Annotated in this window: 13 protein-coding genes; 9 read left to right on the forward strand and 4 right to left on the reverse strand. The window is 56.6% G+C overall.

What is annotated here, in order from left to right:
• Positions 1 to 1117: tetratricopeptide repeat protein (locus VMJ32_08500; protein HTQ39055.1), on the forward strand; the 1117-nt coding region annotated here is incomplete at its 5' end.
• A gap of 301 nt (positions 1118 to 1418) precedes the next feature.
• The gene (locus VMJ32_08505; GenBank protein HTQ39056.1) at positions 1419 to 3335 is read left to right on the forward strand and encodes a tetratricopeptide repeat protein; all 1917 of its coding nucleotides are present in this window, start codon (positions 1419 to 1421) and stop codon (positions 3333 to 3335) included.
• Positions 3336 to 3346: 11 nt separating this feature from the next.
• Here VMJ32_08505 and VMJ32_08510 read toward each other — a convergent pair whose 3' ends face one another.
• Complete coding sequence (locus tag VMJ32_08510; protein HTQ39057.1) at positions 3347 to 7933, reverse strand: DEAD/DEAH box helicase; 4587 nt, start codon at positions 7931 to 7933, stop codon at positions 3347 to 3349.
• 271 nt (positions 7934 to 8204) lie between these two features.
• Between VMJ32_08510 and VMJ32_08515 the strand changes: the two genes are divergently transcribed.
• Positions 8205 to 8705, forward strand: coding sequence for a YbaK/EbsC family protein (locus tag VMJ32_08515; protein HTQ39058.1), 501 nt, complete (start codon positions 8205 to 8207; stop codon positions 8703 to 8705).
• A 45-nt stretch (positions 8706 to 8750) separates the two neighbouring features.
• Here VMJ32_08515 and VMJ32_08520 read toward each other — a convergent pair whose 3' ends face one another.
• Complete coding sequence (locus tag VMJ32_08520; protein ID HTQ39059.1) at positions 8751 to 9209, reverse strand: universal stress protein; 459 nt, start codon at positions 9207 to 9209, stop codon at positions 8751 to 8753.
• A gap of 263 nt (positions 9210 to 9472) precedes the next feature.
• Between VMJ32_08520 and VMJ32_08525 the strand changes: the two genes are divergently transcribed.
• The 3 genes from VMJ32_08525 to VMJ32_08535 are packed head-to-tail and all read left to right on the forward strand — an operon-like array spanning position 9473 to position 12487.
• Positions 9473 to 10624 (forward strand): ABC transporter permease, encoded by a 1152-nt coding sequence (locus tag VMJ32_08525; GenBank protein ID HTQ39060.1) that lies wholly within the window; start codon positions 9473 to 9475, stop codon positions 10622 to 10624.
• Entirely contained in the window at positions 10617 to 11357 is a 741-nt protein-coding gene (locus VMJ32_08530; protein HTQ39061.1) for an ABC transporter ATP-binding protein, read from the forward strand. The genes VMJ32_08525 and VMJ32_08530 overlap by 8 nt, the downstream gene beginning before the upstream one ends.
• Positions 11358 to 11359: 2 nt before the next feature.
• Entirely contained in the window at positions 11360 to 12487 is a 1128-nt protein-coding gene (locus tag VMJ32_08535; protein HTQ39062.1) for an ABC transporter permease, read from the forward strand.
• Between the two features lie 74 nt (positions 12488 to 12561).
• On the opposite strand, the gene VMJ32_08540 is transcribed toward VMJ32_08535, so the two are convergent.
• Both VMJ32_08540 and VMJ32_08545 read right to left on the reverse strand, forming a co-directional pair.
• Positions 12562 to 13578: a hypothetical protein gene (locus tag VMJ32_08540; GenBank protein ID HTQ39063.1), complete on the reverse strand. Its 1017-nt coding sequence runs from the start codon at positions 13576 to 13578 to the stop codon at positions 12562 to 12564.
• A gap of 224 nt (positions 13579 to 13802) precedes the next feature.
• Positions 13803 to 14543, reverse strand: coding sequence for a 16S rRNA (uracil(1498)-N(3))-methyltransferase (locus tag VMJ32_08545; GenBank protein HTQ39064.1), 741 nt, complete (start codon positions 14541 to 14543; stop codon positions 13803 to 13805).
• A 148-nt stretch (positions 14544 to 14691) separates the two neighbouring features.
• Here VMJ32_08545 and VMJ32_08550 point away from each other — a divergent pair, with 148 nt between their 5' ends.
• The 3 genes from VMJ32_08550 to VMJ32_08560 all read left to right on the forward strand — a co-directional run bounded on the left by VMJ32_08550 (position 14692) and on the right by VMJ32_08560 (position 16772).
• Positions 14692 to 15513 (forward strand): AAA family ATPase, encoded by an 822-nt coding sequence (locus VMJ32_08550; protein HTQ39065.1) that lies wholly within the window; start codon positions 14692 to 14694, stop codon positions 15511 to 15513.
• Positions 15514 to 15770: 257 nt separating this feature from the next.
• Positions 15771 to 16478, forward strand: coding sequence for a DUF6677 family protein (locus VMJ32_08555; GenBank protein ID HTQ39066.1), 708 nt, complete (start codon positions 15771 to 15773; stop codon positions 16476 to 16478).
• 102 nt (positions 16479 to 16580) lie between these two features.
• Positions 16581 to 16772, forward strand: coding sequence for a hypothetical protein (locus tag VMJ32_08560; protein HTQ39067.1), 192 nt, complete (start codon positions 16581 to 16583; stop codon positions 16770 to 16772).
• Positions 16773 to 16852: the final 80 nt, after the last annotated feature.

Raw genomic sequence — 16852 nt, forward strand, 5'->3', positions numbered from 1 at the left:
CGGCGTCTTGATCCTGCTGTGGCGGCGGCAGCCGGCAGGCTATGTCGGCGCCTGGGTGTTGTTGATTCTGTCCCCCACATTCTTCGTCCCGATTGTCACCGAAGTGATGGCCGAACGGCGGATGTATCTGCCGCTGGCGGCGCTGCTGACGCTGGCCGTCGCCGGCGGTTACTGGGCCGTGCAATGGACCTGGACGAAAGTCTCCGCTGCGCGTGCTGTACCCCGAACGAAGGAGCGATGGCGGGTTGTCGACGGGCGCATTCTCGCCGTCGTCGGCTCGGCCGCGCTGACCCTGGCGCTGGCCTGCTGCCTGCTCGACATCCACCGCCTGGCCGCTTATCAGGATGCACTGGCCCTCTGGCAGGACACCGCCGCCACTCAACCCGACGACAGCGTGGCCTTCAACAACTGGGGGCTGGAGCTAGTGAACGTGGATCGTGTGCCTGAAGCTATCGAATGTTATCGGCGTGCGCTGCAGCTTGATGGGCAGCATGTTGAAGTCCGCGCCAACCTGGGGACCGCGCTCATGAAAATGGGCCGTATCCAAGACGCGATCGATCAGTATCAGCAGGCATTGCAATTCAAACCGGACTTTATAGAGGCTCGCTGCAACTTGGGAATTGCGCTGGGCAAAATCGGCAAAAATCAAGCGGCCATTGAACAGTTGCAAATTGCCCAGCGGATTGATTCCGACAATGCGACGGTTCATTTCAACTTGGGCATCGGGCTGGGACAGGCAGATCGGTTGCCGGAGGCGATCGAACAATTTCAGGAAGCGCTGCGGCTAGATCCCGATTACAAAGGGGCGCGCATCAAGTTAGGCATGGCGCTATTGAACGCCCAGCGACCACAACAGGCCGTCCAAGAATTTCAGCGGGTGCTGCAAACGACGCCAACCGATTGCGGCATTTATTTCAATTTGGCATTGGCCTACGCGCAATTAAACCGCTCCCAAGACGCCTTGAAGGCCGCAAAGCAGGCCGCGGAATTGGCCGGCATCCAGAATCAAACCGAGACGGCGCAGGAAATAGAAGCCTGGCTGAACGATTATAAAGCCGGCATGGCGAACCCTCCTGATTTGACCTCTCGTGGCGATGCGGCTTCGCAAAATCGCTAGTTTTTTGCGAATCTCCCCTGGACGCTTGCTGTTTAGTAGGCCAGTTCAATTTTCGGGTTGCGATTTTACCGATCGACACCGTCGCACTATGTTGAACCGGCCCTTCCCATTCCGTTGCACAAGCTGTCTAAAATAACGTGAAGGATCAACCATTTCTTATCGGATGCCAAGTGCCAACAACCGGTTGGCGTCCGATCATACTTTTCACTGCTGGAAATAGTTCGTCCAACCTATGCCGTCGCAAAATCAACTGTCGCAACACGCTTCGATGCAGACTTTGGAATCGCGTGTTGCGTGGAAATTGACGCCTCGTGTCCGCTGGCTGTGCGGCGCGGCGGTAATTGCCGGAGCGACTTTTTTGGCTTATTTCCCCTGCCTCAATGGCGGATTTATTCTCGACGACGATGCGCTGCTGACGGAAAACAAAATTGTCCGGGCACCCGATGGGCTGCATCGATTTTGGTGGCCCTGGAAATTGGCTTTGGAAGATCAGCCGGCCGATTACTGGCCCGTCGCCAATTCGACGTTTTGGCTGGAATGGCGGCTGTGGAAACTCGATTCTACCGGTTACCACATCACTAATGTGCTTCTGCACATTTTGGCTTCGCTGTTGTTGTGGGAAGTGCTCAAGCGGTTGTGCATTCCCGGCGCCTGGTTGGCAGCGCTGTGGTTTGCGATTCACCCAGTGAATGTAGAGAGTGTCGCTTGGATTTCCCAGCGCAAAGACGTGCTGGCGGTTTTGTTTTTTTTGCTGTCGATTTGGTGGTGGCTGAAAGCAAACGAGCCAGACGCCTTAGCGGACAAGGAACACTTGCAGCAAGCAGCAACCGCGCCGGCGGGAAATATTTATCTTGGCTGGTATGCGCTGAGCTTGCTGGCGTTCGTGCTGGGCATGTTGAGTAAAGGATCGGTGGCAATTTTGCCGCTGGCGCTGCTATTGATCGTGTGGTGGCAGCGCAACCATATTCGCTGGGCCGACGTGTGGCACGTCGCGCCGTTTTTTGTGGTGTCGGCCCTCTTCACTGCTGTGAACATGTGGTTTCAAGCACGAGGCGGGCACGATGCCATTCGCGAAGTGAACGCGATCCAACGAGTGCTGGGAGCCGGCGCGGTTGTGTGGTTTTATTTGTGGAAAGCATTGTGGCCAATGCATTTGGTGTTTGTGTACCCGCCGTGGCAAATCGACCCGAACGATCCTGCGTGGTGGCTGCCCCTGGCGGCGGCCTTGGCTGGGACCGGGTTCTTGGTCTGGCAACGTAACTCGCCGCGGATGAAATGGGTTCGGCCCACGCTCTTCGCCTGGGCATTTTTCTGTTTGGCTCTCTTGCCGGTCATGGGCTTTACCGACGTGGGTTACATGCGACATACATTGGTGGCCGATCATTATCAGCACATTGCCATCATCGGCGTCGTGGCGCTGGCGGCTGCTTTTTGTTGCCCATTCCGTTGGCAGCAGCCTTTTAGCCGACTAGCGGCATACATTGTTGCTGTTTTCGTGAGCGTGACGCTGTTCCTACTAACGTTCCGGCAAACGGGCTTGTATGTAAATGCCATGACGCTGTATTCCGACACCGTGGAAAACAATCCAGTGAGTTGGCTGGCACACAACAATTTGGGCCTGGAATATTACAAAATCGGCAAGCTAAACGAGGCCATCGCTCATTATGAAACAACGCTGCGGCTAAACCCTTTATGCTCCGCGGCCTATCGCAACCTGGGTGACGCGCTAACCGATTTAGATCGTTTTTCGGAAGCAATTGCCAGCTACCGCCGGGCACTGGAAATTTCGCCAGATGATCCGTCAACCCATTACAATTTAGGCTTGGCGTTGGCATTGTCCGGTCATCCGGATGAAGCGGAACCAGAATATAAAAAAACACTGAAGGCCTTTCCTGATTCGCCGGAAGCGAACCATTCCATGGGATTGTTGCTGGCCGCGCGCGGACAATTTCCCGAGGCCATTGGTTATTTTGAACGAGCGCTGAAAGGCGATCCCAACTTTGTCGAAGCCGACGTGAACATGGCTGCCGCGTATGCGGCGATGGGTCGCTATGCCGACGCCGTTCAATACGCGCAGCAGGCGTTGGAGCTGGCGCAATCGAAGAAGGATGCGAAATTGGCCGACGGCATTGCAGCCCGCCTGAAGACTTATCAGGAGCGTTTGTCGAATCCGGATCAGAAGTTGCCGGCGTCTAAGGAAGGGGCCGTCAAACCGTAAGCGGCGGCGTGTTAGGAACGGATCGTCGCGAAATCGCCGGACTCCAGCGGTTCTTCCGCCACATGAAATTGCAGCCGTAAGCGACGGGCCAGTTCGTCCCTGGCGCCGGACTTTACGTCGGCAAACCATTGAATTTCGCCGGCCTGGCAGGCCGCCACAAGTTGGCCGCTGCGAATGGCCACCGTGTTGGTGTGAACCGCCGGAATACGGGTCTCGGCGGTAATTAGTCCGCACAAATTCACGGGGTCGGCGGCCGACAGAACCAGCGTTGCCGTGTCTGGCGATTCCTCGCGCAGGCCGCGCAGTAGTTCCACGGCCTCGGGCAAAGCATATTGTTCGCCCGCCACGCCGCTGACAAACCGGCCGCCGCGAATTTCACCGCGCGCCTCCAGACGACGATAAACCGGCGCTAAGCGCCCCCAAAACGGCGCGGCCGATTCGCGCGCGAGCAAATCGCGGAAGACAATCCCCCAGCGGCGCAACAATTGCCAGGCCCAACTGATGACGGCCTGTTGCGAATCGACCTTGGGTAAAAACCCAGGAAATTGCGACCAGCGTCCGGATGGGGCGGCGGTGAATTCTCGCCGCAGGCGGCGCGCGCGACGGCGCTTTTCCGCCCGGCGGCGATCCGTGGCCGTGCCGGAAATAAGCCGCACCGCTGTGAAAGCATCGGCCGTGGCCAAACCCAGCGCCGCCAATTCGTGCAAAGCTTCGTCAAGCTGCGAAGGCAACAGGCCGGTCAGCGCTAAAAGTTCGTGCGGAAACAGCGCGCCTCGTTGACGAAGTGCTTCCAACACCGCTGCGGCGCCGCCCCGGCAGTGCGCCTCGGCGCTTTCACGCTCATCGGGCAACAGCCAGCCAAGATTTTCGCGCAACAAGAGCGCGATGGGCGCGGCCCGAGTTAACCCAGCGCCGCTGGGCACGTCGTCGGCATCTTTGCGTGGCGGACACAATCGGCCCCAGGCCAATTCGCCCGACATCGAAAGTTCGTCCAGCCAGCGTAGATCGTATTCATCGCACCGTGCCGGCAGAATTCGCCGCTCCCATAAAGCAGCAGCCAGTTCTAAACCCTGCAATTGCGAAATCGCTTTTCGCAGACCCGCGCGGCCGTGCCACAGGGTGCCGGGCAGCAGGTGATGCCAGCGCGCCAGAAAGCGAATGAAATCGTGCGGTTGGGCCGGTTGAATTTGCCGCCGCAGGCCGTCCAAGGTTTTGCGGTGAATGCGGGCCAGCAAACGGCGTTCGCACCATTGAACTGGCGCTGACGAACGGGTAACGAGAGCCGAAGGGTGACGTCGGCTTTCTGAATTCGATGTCGCCACGGCAATCGCCGATTGTGGAATTGGATTGGGAGAATGTGGAACGACAGATTGCTCGTCCGGCGGCGTAAAATTGCCGCGCATCACGGTGCCTTCAGCTTCAATGGCTTCCAGCGCGGCAAAAATTTGACTGTCGTTCAGTGCCAATAATTCGCTCAATTGTTCGGCCGTAATCGGTCCGCTGCACTGCATGCGACCTCGCACCAGCGTCACCAGTGCCTCGGTCGATTCCCAATTTTGCCGCACGGTGTGAGGCAATTCGATGACTGGCTGCGCAATCGCCCGCGGATACAGCGTTTTCACTAGCGGCCAACGCTCCGCCACGGTCCAAAATTGGGAAGCATGGGACGCCGGAACGGAATGCGCGGTTCCATTGCCGGATTCGCGGCCGTTTTGACTCGAATCTGAATCGTTGTCGTTTGAATGGGGAATGGGGACTGTGGAATGAGGAATCAGTGGTGCTTCATGCGAAATATCAATGCGTAGCGCGCGCTTCGCGGATTTCAATTCTTCAAAATACGGTGTCCATTCCGGCGCTTCGTCGGCGCGAAGCAAACACAAACCATGCAGAGCGTCGTGCAATTCGTCAGCATCACGCACCAACGGCCACGCTTCGGACCGCACTTGGGCAATGGCTTCCGGATCGAGTCGCCCCAAATCGCTGGCCGATTCAAACGACAATCCCCGTCGCAGCGTCACCGCCCGGGCCCGGCGCTCTTCCAGCGGTGCATCGTCCAGAAACGCATACGGACTGGCGTTGAGAATTTCGTGACTGAACGGCGATGGCTCCCGGGTATCACGGGCAATCAATTCAATGCGGCCACTGCGGATGTCGGCCAGCACGTTGAGCCAGCGATCCACATCCATCGCTTCGTGCAGGCAATCTTCAAACGTTTGATGAATGAACGGATGGTCGGGAATTTCGGTATCGCCGTGATGGTTTTCCAGACAACCGGCCTGGGCAGGAAACACTGCGGCCAGCAAATCGTCGCTCCGGAAGCGCTGCAAGTTCGGCGGCACACGCTGGCCGTGTTTATTTCGCAGCACGGCCAAAGCCCGGGTCACGCACCATCGCCACCGGGTTTGAAACACGGGCGCGGCCAGCAGCGCCTGCTCGAGCAAATGCCGGCCGTTTTCCGGCGTCAGCATGCTGAACAATGCCTGCAGCGGAAAGCTGTGTTGCGGGCCGAGCGATAGCACGATGCCGTCTTCGTCGGAGCTGGCTTGCAATTCGAAATCGAACGAACGGCAAAATCGCTTGCGAAACGCCAGACCCCAGGCCCGATTGATTCGCGCGCCCCACGGAGCGTGAATCACAAGCTGCGTGCCCCCCGATTCGTCAAAAAAGCGCTCGAATACAATCCGCCGCAGCGTGGGAATCAGCCCGATGGCCGCGTATTGGGCTGCCGTGTATCGGGCGGCCTGCGCCGCCGCATATTCATCGATTCCTAATTCCTGCCTCAACCAAGCGACCGCCTGCGATAAATTCGGCTCCTCGCCGTTTTGCCCGATGTGCGGCGAAATGTGTTGCTCCAAATCTTCTCGCAAGCGGGAAAGTTCTTGCGAGAATTCGATGGTCCGGCCCGGCGCTTCCCCCAGCCAAAACGGCACGCTGGCGGGCGCGCCCTGGGCATCGCTGACAATCACTTCAGAACCGCGCACGTAATGCACTCGCCACGATGTGTTGCCCAGTAAAAAAATATCGCCGATGTTGCTTTCCAACGCGAAGTCTTCGTTCACGGTGCCGACAAACGTGCCTTCGTTTTCGGTAACGACGCGGAAATCTCCCAGTTCGGGAATCGCTCCACCGCAGGTAATGGCGGCAATTCGCGCACCGCGCCGCGCTTTTACCCGGCCGGAAATAATATCGCGGTGCAGCCATGCGCCCGACCGATTGGCCGGCGTAATGCCTTCGCTCAAAATCGTAATGATGCGGTTGAAATGCTCGCGGTCTAAATTGCGATACGGCCACGCGCCGCGCACCAGCGCAAACAACTCATCCTCGCTCCATTCGTCGCTGGCGCACATGGCCACCATTTGTTGAGCCAGCAAATCGAGCGGCGCGACCGGCACTTCAATGGCATCCAGCCGCCCCGCGCGCACGGCGCGAATTAGCGCCAGACACTCCATCAACTCATCCCGTGTCAGTGGAAACAACCGGCCCTTGGGAATCACGCCCAGTGAGTGGCCGGAACGCCCCACGCGCTGCAAAAACGTGGCGATCGATCGCGGCGAGCCCATTTGGCATACCAAGTCGATGTAACCCACGTCGATGCCCATTTCCAGCGAGGCCGTGGCGACAATGGCTTTCAGTTTGCCTTGCTTCAGCCGCTCTTCGGCATCCCAGCGAATTTGCCGCGACAGGCTGCCGTGATGAGCCGCCACGGCTCCCTCGCCCAGCGTTTGCCGCAGTTGATGGGCCACACGCTCGGCTAATTTGCGAGTGTTCACAAACACCAACGTGCTGCGATGCGCCTGAATCAATTGCGACAGCCGCTCGTAAACTTCGCCCCATTGTTCGGCGGAGCAAACCGCTTCCAATTCGCTGGGGGGCACTTCGATGTTGAGATCAAGCTGCCGCTGATGGCCGGCATCGATGATGGTGCAGTGGGGACGGCCGTCGGTCGTCACATTCGTCGCGCCGACAAGAAATCGCGCGATTTCCTCAATCGGCGCCTGCGTGGCAGAAAGCCCAATCCGCAGCGGCGGCTTATGACACAGCCGAGACAGCCGCTCCAGCGTGATCGACAAATGCGAGCCGCGCTTGTCACGGGCCAGGGCGTGAATTTCATCCACGATGACGGTTTCCACGCCGCGGAGCATTTCGCGGCTTTTAGGACTAGTCAGTAACAAATAAAGCGATTCGGGCGTGGTGACCAGCAAATGCGGCGGATGACGCAACATGGCGGCGCGCTCACGCGCCGGTGTATCACCCGTGCGAACAACAGCGCGAATTGACAACGGCTGATGCCCCGCTTCGAGGGCCGCTTGCTGAAGCTCCGCCAGCGGCACTTCCAAATTGCGATGGATGTCGTTGGAAAGCGCCTTCAGCGGCGAGACATAAACCACGCGGGTCGCATCGGCCAGTGTGCCGGTCAGTGCTTCGCCCAACAGCCGATCTAAGCACGACAAAAACGCCGCCAGTGTTTTGCCGCTGCCCGTGGGAGCGGCAATCAGCGTATTTCGGCCGGCGGCAATTTCCGGCCAGCCCAGGCGCTGCGGCTCGGTCGGCTGGCCAAAGCGGCTGCGAAACCAGTTTTCGACAAGTGGATGAAACACGCCGTGCTCCCAAGTGTCTTCCCAGCGGGTATTTCGATTATCCTCAGTTTACCGGTTTGCGCTTCGGCAGGCCACTTCTGTATTGCGGCAACAATTGGCCCGCCAGAGATTTGTCTACCGGTCCTCGATTTGCTGGATTCTTCAAGATACCCCCGGCTAAATTTCTGCCATTGACCGCCGGGTCTTTCACGCAACGATTGTGGTGGAACACCGGCCGTTTCTTCGCCGCCCAATTTTCTCTTCACTTGTCGGCACTACGAGGGGAACCATCATGAAGCTTCAAGATTATCTACACGATCGACAGGTGAACTTTGACGTGTTGCCGCATGAGGACACTTTTGATTCGCAGCATTTGGCCGAAGCCGTGCACGTGTCCGGCCGCCAAGTGGCAAAAACCGTTTTGCTGCGGATGGATCATGGTTACCAGTATGCCGTGGCAATTCTGCCGGCCACACATTTGATCGATTTGGAGGCAGTCAGCAAATTGTTGGGCGGATCGCGCGTCGAGTTGGCCACCGAATATGAAATTGCCCAGCGCTGCCCGGATTGCGAAATGGGCGTGTTGCCCCCCTTTGGCACGATGTACGGTTTGGAGACCGTGATGGACGAAACGCTTCGCCACGCCGAACAAATTGTGTTCGAGGCCAACACGCACCAAGAAGCTATTCGCATGGCGGGCGAAGATTTTATGAAGTTGGAAAATCCATTGGTGGGCAGCTTCGCAAAACCGCGGGCAGGAAAAACCGAAGGGCGAACATTGAAGCTCGGATGATGTCTGCTTCGTGTTTCGATCTGGCCGCTTACATCGCCAGGAAACTTACGGCATCACAAATTCGTGTTCCGGATGCCGGACGGTGAGAACGGGGCAGGGGGCTTTGCGCACCACTTTTTCCGCCACGCTCCCCATCAGCATGTGTGCAATTGGACCTCGTCCATGCGTCCCAAGCACCAATAAATCGATGTTCTGCTCGCGGGCATAACGAATAATTTCAACAAATTCGCTCATGCCGGTAAGCAGTTCTAAACGAGCCCGATATTTGTCGCGCTCCTGGGCCGTAAGCAGTTTATCTAATTGTCTGCGGGCCGCTTGTTCCAGTTCGACGTAGAACTCAGGGCTGACAGTAAAATCGCCGTCGGGAATCCAATTCACCAAGACGTGCAACAGATGAAGTTGAGCATGAAACGCCTCGGCCAGCGCCTTGGCGTAATTCAGCGCGGCGACCGAGGTATCGCTGAAATCGACAGGCACACAAATGTTTTGCAATTGGATGTGCATGGGGTCGTCATCGCTTGTCGATTAAAAAGGATGGCTTGCTCAATCTCACTCTAATTCATTTTATGCCACAAAGGCAGCCTCGAACGGCGAACTGCAGCGCGGGGCAATGGCCCGTCGAATTTTTGCCGTCAGAGTTACCCTAAACGTCACGGTTAAGGGCTGCGAATTCCTGCTAGCACGCCAAATGTGTCTGGACAAACTACGGAAATTCGTTAAGTTGATGGTTTGTTTATAGTTGCGTTTATTCGGCGGTAGACGGCTCCATGCACTTTCTTGATTTTGTCCTGCGGAACCTGCTGCGGCGCAAAGTTCGCACGGCGCTGACCATTGTCGGCGTCTCGGTGGCCATTGCGGCCGTGGTCGGGCTATTGAGCATTACCAACGGGTACGAGCAATCAAGCAAAGAGGTTTACGCCAGCCATGGCACCGACATGGTGGTGGTGCGGGCCGGAGTGGCCGTAAACGCTACCAGCACCCTGGAAGAAAGTTTGGGGAAACGGTTGCAAGGGCTCGACGGGGTAAGCAAAGTCACCATGCCCCTGCACGACAGCGTTTCGTTCGAGGGGATTACCGTGCCGGTGCCGCTGAACGGCTGGCCGCTGGATAGCTTCGACTTCGACAGCTTGAATATCTTGCCGCCAGGCCGCACGCTGGAAACCAGCGATAAACAAGGGGTGTTGCTGGGCATAACTTTGGCCAATAGTCTTGGAAAAAAAGTAGGGGATGAAGTGGAGATCGAAGGCGACAAGTTCCGGGTTGTCGGTATTTACGAAAGCGGCAGCATTATCGAAGATCGATCCGCGGTGATCTCGCTCCGCAATTTGCAAAATTTGATGGGCCGCGACGCCCTGGTTTCGCAATTCGAGATTACGCTGCGCAAGGATTTGCCCGATCGCGCCGGAACCATCGCCGCCTTGCGGCAACAAATCGAGAATTTGAAAGACGAAGACGGCAATAAATTGGGGCTGGCGGCTCAACCCAGCGACGATTTCGTGAAAAGCGACAACCAAATTCGCTTGGCGCATGCCATGGCGTGGGTCACTTCCGCCATTGCCCTGATCGTGGGTTCCATCGGCATGCTCAATACTATGATTGTGTCGGTCCTGGAACGAACGCAGGAGATCGGCATTTTGCGGGCCATCGGCTGGCGAAAAGGGCGCATCGTGCGGATGATTATGTGGGAATCGTTCACCTTGAGTTTTGCCGGCGCGGCGATCGGGATTTTATTGGCGTATGTCATGATTCAAATGCTGGGATGGTTTCCCGCCGCCCAAGGCGCCGTCCATACCGGAATCACCAGGTACACAGTCTTCATGGCTTATGTGCTGTCCATTTTGGTGGGACTAGTCGGCGGCGGTTACCCGGCGCTGCGCGGCGCCGGCTTGCCCCCCACCGAGGCTTTGCGCTATGAGTAACCACAATCACATGTTGCACCACAGCCACAACGGCGCGCCGGTCATTTTGCGCGTGGACCGCGTCGGCCGCACATATTCTGACGGTGAAGTCACCGCCCTGCACGAAGTGAATCTGGAAATCTGCCGCGGCGAATATGTCGCCATCATGGGCCCCAGCGGCAGTGGCAAATCTACCCTGTTGAATTTGCTGGGCACGCTCGATCGCCCCACGACTGGCGAGTTGTATTTCGAAGGTCAGCCGCTTTCGCAAATGCACGATTTGGACGCCTTTCGCTCGCGAAAAATCGGCTTTGTGTTTCAATCGTTTTATTTGCTGCCCACGCTCACTGCGGTGGAAAATGTGCAAATTCCGATGTTCGAAACCGGAACTTCGCCAGCCCAACGCGTCAAACGGGCCCATGAATTATTGGAATCGGTCAGCATGAGCCATCGTGCCAATCACTTGCCCACGCAGCTTTCGGTGGGCGAACGTCAACGCGTCGCCATTGCCCGGGCCTTGGCCAACGATCCCCCTTTATTATTGGCCGATGAACCCACGGGCAATTTAGATTCGCGCTCCGGCAACGACGTGCTGAATTTATTCGACGAACTGCATTTGAAGCGCGGCAAAACCCTGATTGTCATTACCCACAGCCAGGAAGTCGCCGAGCATGCCCAGCGAATTATTTGGATTCGCGACGGCCGCATTGTCCATAGCCGGGCCGAAGCTCTCAAACAACGCGAAGCCGTCTAGCCATGTACTTCTTCTCGTTTTTATTCAAAAACCTGCTGCGCCGCCCGGCCCGAACCATGCTGACCATTGTCGGCCTGGCCGTGGCCGTGGGAGCGGTCGTCTCGCTCGTCGGCGTCTCCACAGGGTTTAAAAACTCCTTCATGAAAGTTTACGAGACGCGCGATGTCGATTTAGTGGTCGCCCGCGAAGGCGGCACCGAGCAAATCAACAACGGCCTGCCCCAACAATTGCAACAGCAGCTTGCCGCGCTCAAAGGCGTTAAGGACGTGGAGGGTGGGTTGGTAGACACCATTCAATTCCGCGATTTAGGTCTTATGGTGCTGCTCAACGGCTGGGCCCCCGACTGCAAACTGTTCAACGAACTGACCATGCTCGAGGGAAGGAAGCTGACCGCCGCCGACAAAGACAAAATCATGATTGGGCGCGTGTTGGCCGCCAACATGAATAAAAAGTTGGGCGATAAAATCGAATTGTACGACTCGGAAGATTTTGAAGTGGTGGGAATTTATGAAAGTCCCATCGTTTACGAAAACGGCGGCGCCATCGTTCCCCTCGACGAACTGCAACGCTTGACCAACAAGCCCAACGAAATTTCCGGTTTTACCGTCAGCGCCGTAAAGCCCATCGACGAAAAGGGCCTGAACGATTTAATCGACCGCATCAAAGCCTTGCAGCCGGGATTACAGGTGAAAACGTCGTCGGACTTCGTCAATAACGTGCAACAAATTAAGATGATTAATTCCGTGGCCTGGATTACCTCCGCCATCGCTCTAATCATCGGCGCCATTGGCATGTTGAACACCATGATCATGTCGGTGTTCGAACGCACCAAGGAAATCGGCACCTTGCGGGCGATTGGCTGGCGGCGCTCGCGGATTATCCAAATGGTGATTGGCGAATCGCTGCTGCTGAGCATCGGCGGGGCGATTCTTGGCAGCGGCGCCGGTTTGCTGCTCGTTAAAATTCTCACCAAATTGCCCAATACATCAGGCCTGGTCTCGGGCGACGTCTCTCTGATGGTCATCGTGGAAGGCTTTTTTGCGGCAATGCTGGTCGGCATGGCGGGCTCAATTTATCCCGCCCTCTGGAGCGCCAATCTGCTGCCCACCGAAGCGCTGCGGCGAAAGTAGCAACGCTTTTAATCCCCCATTTCACGAGAATCCAGTTGGCTCGATGAAGTATTGGCTCCTGGCCCGCAATTTACTTAACTGCCTTTCGCTGTCGAGTTATTGATTGCCGGCGTCGAATTATTGGCAGGTGTCTGGGGAGTGTTTGCTGGCGCCTGCGGTTGATTGTTGACATTGGCATTGCCGGCGGGGGCGTTGGCGGCGGCCGCTGGCGGATTTACATCGCGGCGGAATTTTCTGATGTTTGTCGTGTAACTGGTTTCCAACTTGGAAACCAACTGTTGGGTGCCGTTAAACCATTCGTGCGGTTCATCGAACACCAAGTGATACTCCACGAAGATGCGATCATCGGGGCCTTGCAGTTTGGTTAGCTTGGCGTAACCGCCAAATCCGTCGTACGGCTTAGGCGGATCCAACACAATATTGCCGAGGGGGTCGGTTTTGGCTTTTTGATACTGATTGGGAAATTCCGAATCTTTGTCAAACCGCGGATCGAGCTTGAACGCAATCAATATGCTCTCCGGATTCAGTGTTTCCACTCCATGCGCGGTGCCGCCCACTTGCACTTCGCCAAACAAATCGTCTGGCGTCAGCAAGCCATGAACATATCGTTCCTTCGTGTCGCTGGTATCTTTCACCGTTAGTTTTCTCAATTGCAATTCAGCGGGGATGTAAAAGTCGATTTTCTTTTGCTTCGTCTGCTGCATTTGCTGTTTGATGAAGTTGGGGTTGGCGACGGTTTGCAATTTTCCCTTGGCCACAAAGTACAAATCGACCGTGCGGCCAATCGAACCGTTCGGATTGTCTCCCGTCTCGGAAGCTTGCTTAATTTCGTACCAATCGTTGGGATTGCCGCGCGAGAATTCCTTCTCGTGTACGGCATTGTTTTTCGGTCCAACTTGCGTCAGCACCGCCTTTTGCTGATCACTCTTCAGGCCGTCGGCCATGACCGGCGGGGGCAGTTTAATGGTTTTGCCGTTTGCCAGCGCCACGCCTTGCTCGGTCAATTCTTTGTAAATGGCATTGTCTTCGGCCGTCGCCATCGCCGGGGATAGCAAAGCCAAGAAAAATATCCCGTGCAAAAAGATTTTCATCATGAATTTCATCGCAGTTTTTCAGGCTGCCGCTCCAAAATCAATTCCAAATAGGGTTTGTCGATGCGAAACAACCGCAGTTGAACGCAACATTATACGCCCAGCGGTGAATCGGCGCAACCCAAGGCCTCGGCTTATTACCTAAAGACTGTTATCGGCTTACATTGGGTGCAAAACAGTGGTTGAATCGCCGATTGGAACCGTCGAAGCAAACTGCGGCCATGCTATCTGCAAATGGCTGCTCCCATTAATGCGGCCCACGCTGCCAAAGCAATGGCGGCCGTCTCCACCCGCAGCACGCGCGGCCCCAAATCGACCGCTTTCCACCCGGCGGCCAGAGCCTGGTCAATTTCTTCTTTGGTGAACCCGCCCTCGGGACCAATCGCTGCCGTTACACAGGGAACGGATAAATTGCCCGCCTCGACCAATTGACTCGGCCAAACACTGCACAAGGGGTTTCCGCCCGAATGAGCAACCATTCTTAAAACGTCCTGGTTGGCCGCAACATAAGTTCGCCACGGTTGCGGCGCGGCGATTTCCAGCAACCGGTTGCGGCCGCATTGCTTGCTGGCTTCAATCACGGTTCGTCGCAGGCGATTCAATGCCGCGGCCGAAGGCTGCGCCACGCCGCGCTGGGTTTCCAACGGAACCAACGCGGCCACGCCCAACTCGACCGCTTTTTCCACCAGCCAGCGCTGCCGATCACCCTTCGGTAGCGCCACGGCCAGTGTAAGTGGCACAGGCGATTCTCGATTCACTTCTCGCCGCTGCAGCACTACAAATTCAATGCGCGATTTTGCCATCGATTCAATTTGTGCCATGAACTCGAAACCGGAGCCGTCGAATAATGTCACGCTGTCCCCCACCTGGGCGCGCATCACGCGCGCCAAATGATGGGCTTCGGCTCCGTCCAATGTCGCCCGATCGGCGACGATTGGCGTGGCGACGAAAAATCGTTCCGACATCGAGGTGTGCTCCGGTTAAAAACTTCGATCAAGTTTCCTTTCGATCTTACCGATAACTTAAAAGATACGGAAATCCAAACAGGATTTAGCGGCGCGGGCCGGTCGATCCTTCTTTTTTCGCCGTGGCAAGTGCTATCAGGCAGTTCCTATGCTTCGCAAATACTGGAAATTGCGCGAATCGCCTTTCCGCGGCACGCTGGATTGGCGTCGGTTTTTTCGCAGCCCCGTCCACGAAGAAGCGCTGGCCCGTTTGCATTTCCTGGTGGAACAGCGGCGACGTTTGGGCTTGTTGCTAGGTCCGGCCGGCTGCGGTAAATCGCTGGTGTTGGACATTTTCGCCCGACGACTGCGGCGCGGCGGCGCTCAGGTGGTCAACGTTAATTTACTGGGAACCAACTTGCACGAATTTCTGTGGCTGATGGCCGCAGAACTGGGATTGAATCCGGATCGTCACGACGACCCATTCCGGCTGTGGCGCGATGTGCTCGATCGGCTGGCGGAAAACCGCTATCAACAGCTCGACACGGTGCTGTTGTTGGACGATGCCGACGATGCTCCCGCCGTGGTATCAGATCATATCGTGCGGCTGGCGCAAACCGAAAATATTTCGGGCGGTCGTTTAACCATCGTGCTGGCCGCCGCCGCCACGCCGCCGGCTAATTCCGCCGTCCGTTTGTCGCCGCGATTGTTGGAATTGGCCGAGCTGCGCATCGATCTGGAAGCCTGGGAACCGGCCGATACCGCGCAGTACGTGAACGAAACCCTGGCGCAGGCGGGGAGCATGTCTCCGATTTTCACCAACGAAGCGTTGGACCGTTTGCACGAATTAACCGCAGGTATTCCGCGGCGCATCGATCAATTGGCAAACTTGGCCCTGTTGGCCGGGGCAGGCCGCCAGTTGGCGCAAATCGACGTCGACACGGTGGACAGCGTCTATCAGGAATTGGGCGCGGTCGACGCTGTGGCGTAACCGCTTTCACGGCTCAACATAAAATCACCGTTGAGCTAATTTCTATCCTGAACGAGATTCTTCTCTCGGGGTTTTTCAAAATTCGAAGCCTATTTTGGCTATCCGCCAAGATTCTTTGGTCGGCGGCGAACAGCAAGTTGCCCTAGTGACACAGCCCCGATTGCATTAAAATCGGTTGCTTGCGATGCACCAACCCTTACGGTCTGAGCTAATCGGTTTTCATCAGCGCAACTTTTCGCCGCTGCGGGGGAACTTCCATGCCGGCCTCGAATTCTGGAAAAATCATCACGATTCCCGCAGGAAATGGGTCGCTACAGATTAATTTACGCGATCCTTGGCTGGCGGCGCTTTTGGCTTGGCTGGTGCCAGGCTTGGGGCACATGTATCAACGCCGCTGGGGTAAAGGGGGACTATTGATGACCTGCATCTTGGCCACATTCTTTTACGGTTTGTGGCTGGGAGGCGGTCGGGTGGTTTACGCTTCGTTTCGTGAAGGAGACGCCCATTACGCTTATTTGTGCCAAGTGGCTACAGGCATTCCTGCCTTGCCGGCCATCGTGCAAGCAGTGCGCACAGGAAGCGTTCCGCCGAAGGCTCCGCTGTGGGATGGACTCATGGCCCCGCCGATTGTGCCCGGCCAAGTTGTACCCCGGGCTTGGGTGGAAAGCGAGCGCGCAAAATACCCGGACGATCCCGAATTCAGAAAATTCGAAACGTACGACCAGCGCGATCCCAATGCAACGTATTTGCGATACGTCTCTAATGGAGAGCCGACCGACCAATCGGCCCATTGGCAGTACCAATTGGGCGGCTTTTACGATTTAGGCACCGTGTTCACCATGATTGCCGGGCTGCTGAACGTGCTGGCCATTTGGGATGCCTGGGGCGGTCCAGCCACACCGTCGCCGAAACCATTGGACGAAGTTGCCGACACCGCAAGCCCTGCACGTGAAACCAAGAAATAAAAATTTGCACGCGTCCAAAAATTTTTTACGGATGTATGTTTTTCAGTTCTGATCGCCTTCGATAACTCGTAATTCTCTAACCATGTTAGCACGATAAATTCCATGTTACTGGCCCAAGCTAATCAATTGTGGTACGCATTGCCCCTGGTGGTGTCGGTCAGTTTGGTGTACGCCGCCACTCGGCATGAAAACATGCCCTCCATCGTCTGGCACGCGGTCCGTTTTGCCGCGTGGATCGCTGCATTTTTGTTCGGTCTGGGCTTACTCTTGTGGTGGCTGGGAAGGGGGCTGTAAAAAGCTCCGGCCGTCTGAATCTCAATCTCTGCGGCAAAGTGTGCAGCCATTTCGGCTCACCGGTACGCCGCTGGCCGCTA

This window comes from Pirellulales bacterium (assembly GCA_035499655.1).
In the GTDB taxonomy this organism is placed as follows: Bacteria; Planctomycetota; Planctomycetia; order Pirellulales; family JADZDJ01; genus DATJYL01.

Bases quoted from the DNA above. Each gene is read 5' to 3' on its own strand.
- VMJ32_08515 (HTQ39058.1), top strand. From the start codon at position 8,205: ATGAAGCTTCAAGATTATCTACACGATCGACAGGTGAACTTTGACGTG.
- VMJ32_08520 (HTQ39059.1), bottom strand. From the start codon at position 9,209: ATGCACATCCAATTGCAAAACATTTGTGTGCCTGTCGATTTCAGCGAT.
- VMJ32_08525 (HTQ39060.1), top strand. From the start codon at position 9,473: ATGCACTTTCTTGATTTTGTCCTGCGGAACCTGCTGCGGCGCAAAGTT.
- VMJ32_08530 (HTQ39061.1), top strand. From the start codon at position 10,617: ATGAGTAACCACAATCACATGTTGCACCACAGCCACAACGGCGCGCCG.
- VMJ32_08535 (HTQ39062.1), top strand. From the start codon at position 11,360: ATGTACTTCTTCTCGTTTTTATTCAAAAACCTGCTGCGCCGCCCGGCC.
- VMJ32_08540 (HTQ39063.1), bottom strand. From the start codon at position 13,578: ATGAAAATCTTTTTGCACGGGATATTTTTCTTGGCTTTGCTATCCCCG.
- VMJ32_08545 (HTQ39064.1), bottom strand. From the start codon at position 14,543: ATGTCGGAACGATTTTTCGTCGCCACGCCAATCGTCGCCGATCGGGCG.
- VMJ32_08550 (HTQ39065.1), top strand. From the start codon at position 14,692: ATGCTTCGCAAATACTGGAAATTGCGCGAATCGCCTTTCCGCGGCACG.
- VMJ32_08555 (HTQ39066.1), top strand. From the start codon at position 15,771: ATGCCGGCCTCGAATTCTGGAAAAATCATCACGATTCCCGCAGGAAAT.
- VMJ32_08560 (HTQ39067.1), top strand. From the start codon at position 16,581: ATGTTACTGGCCCAAGCTAATCAATTGTGGTACGCATTGCCCCTGGTG.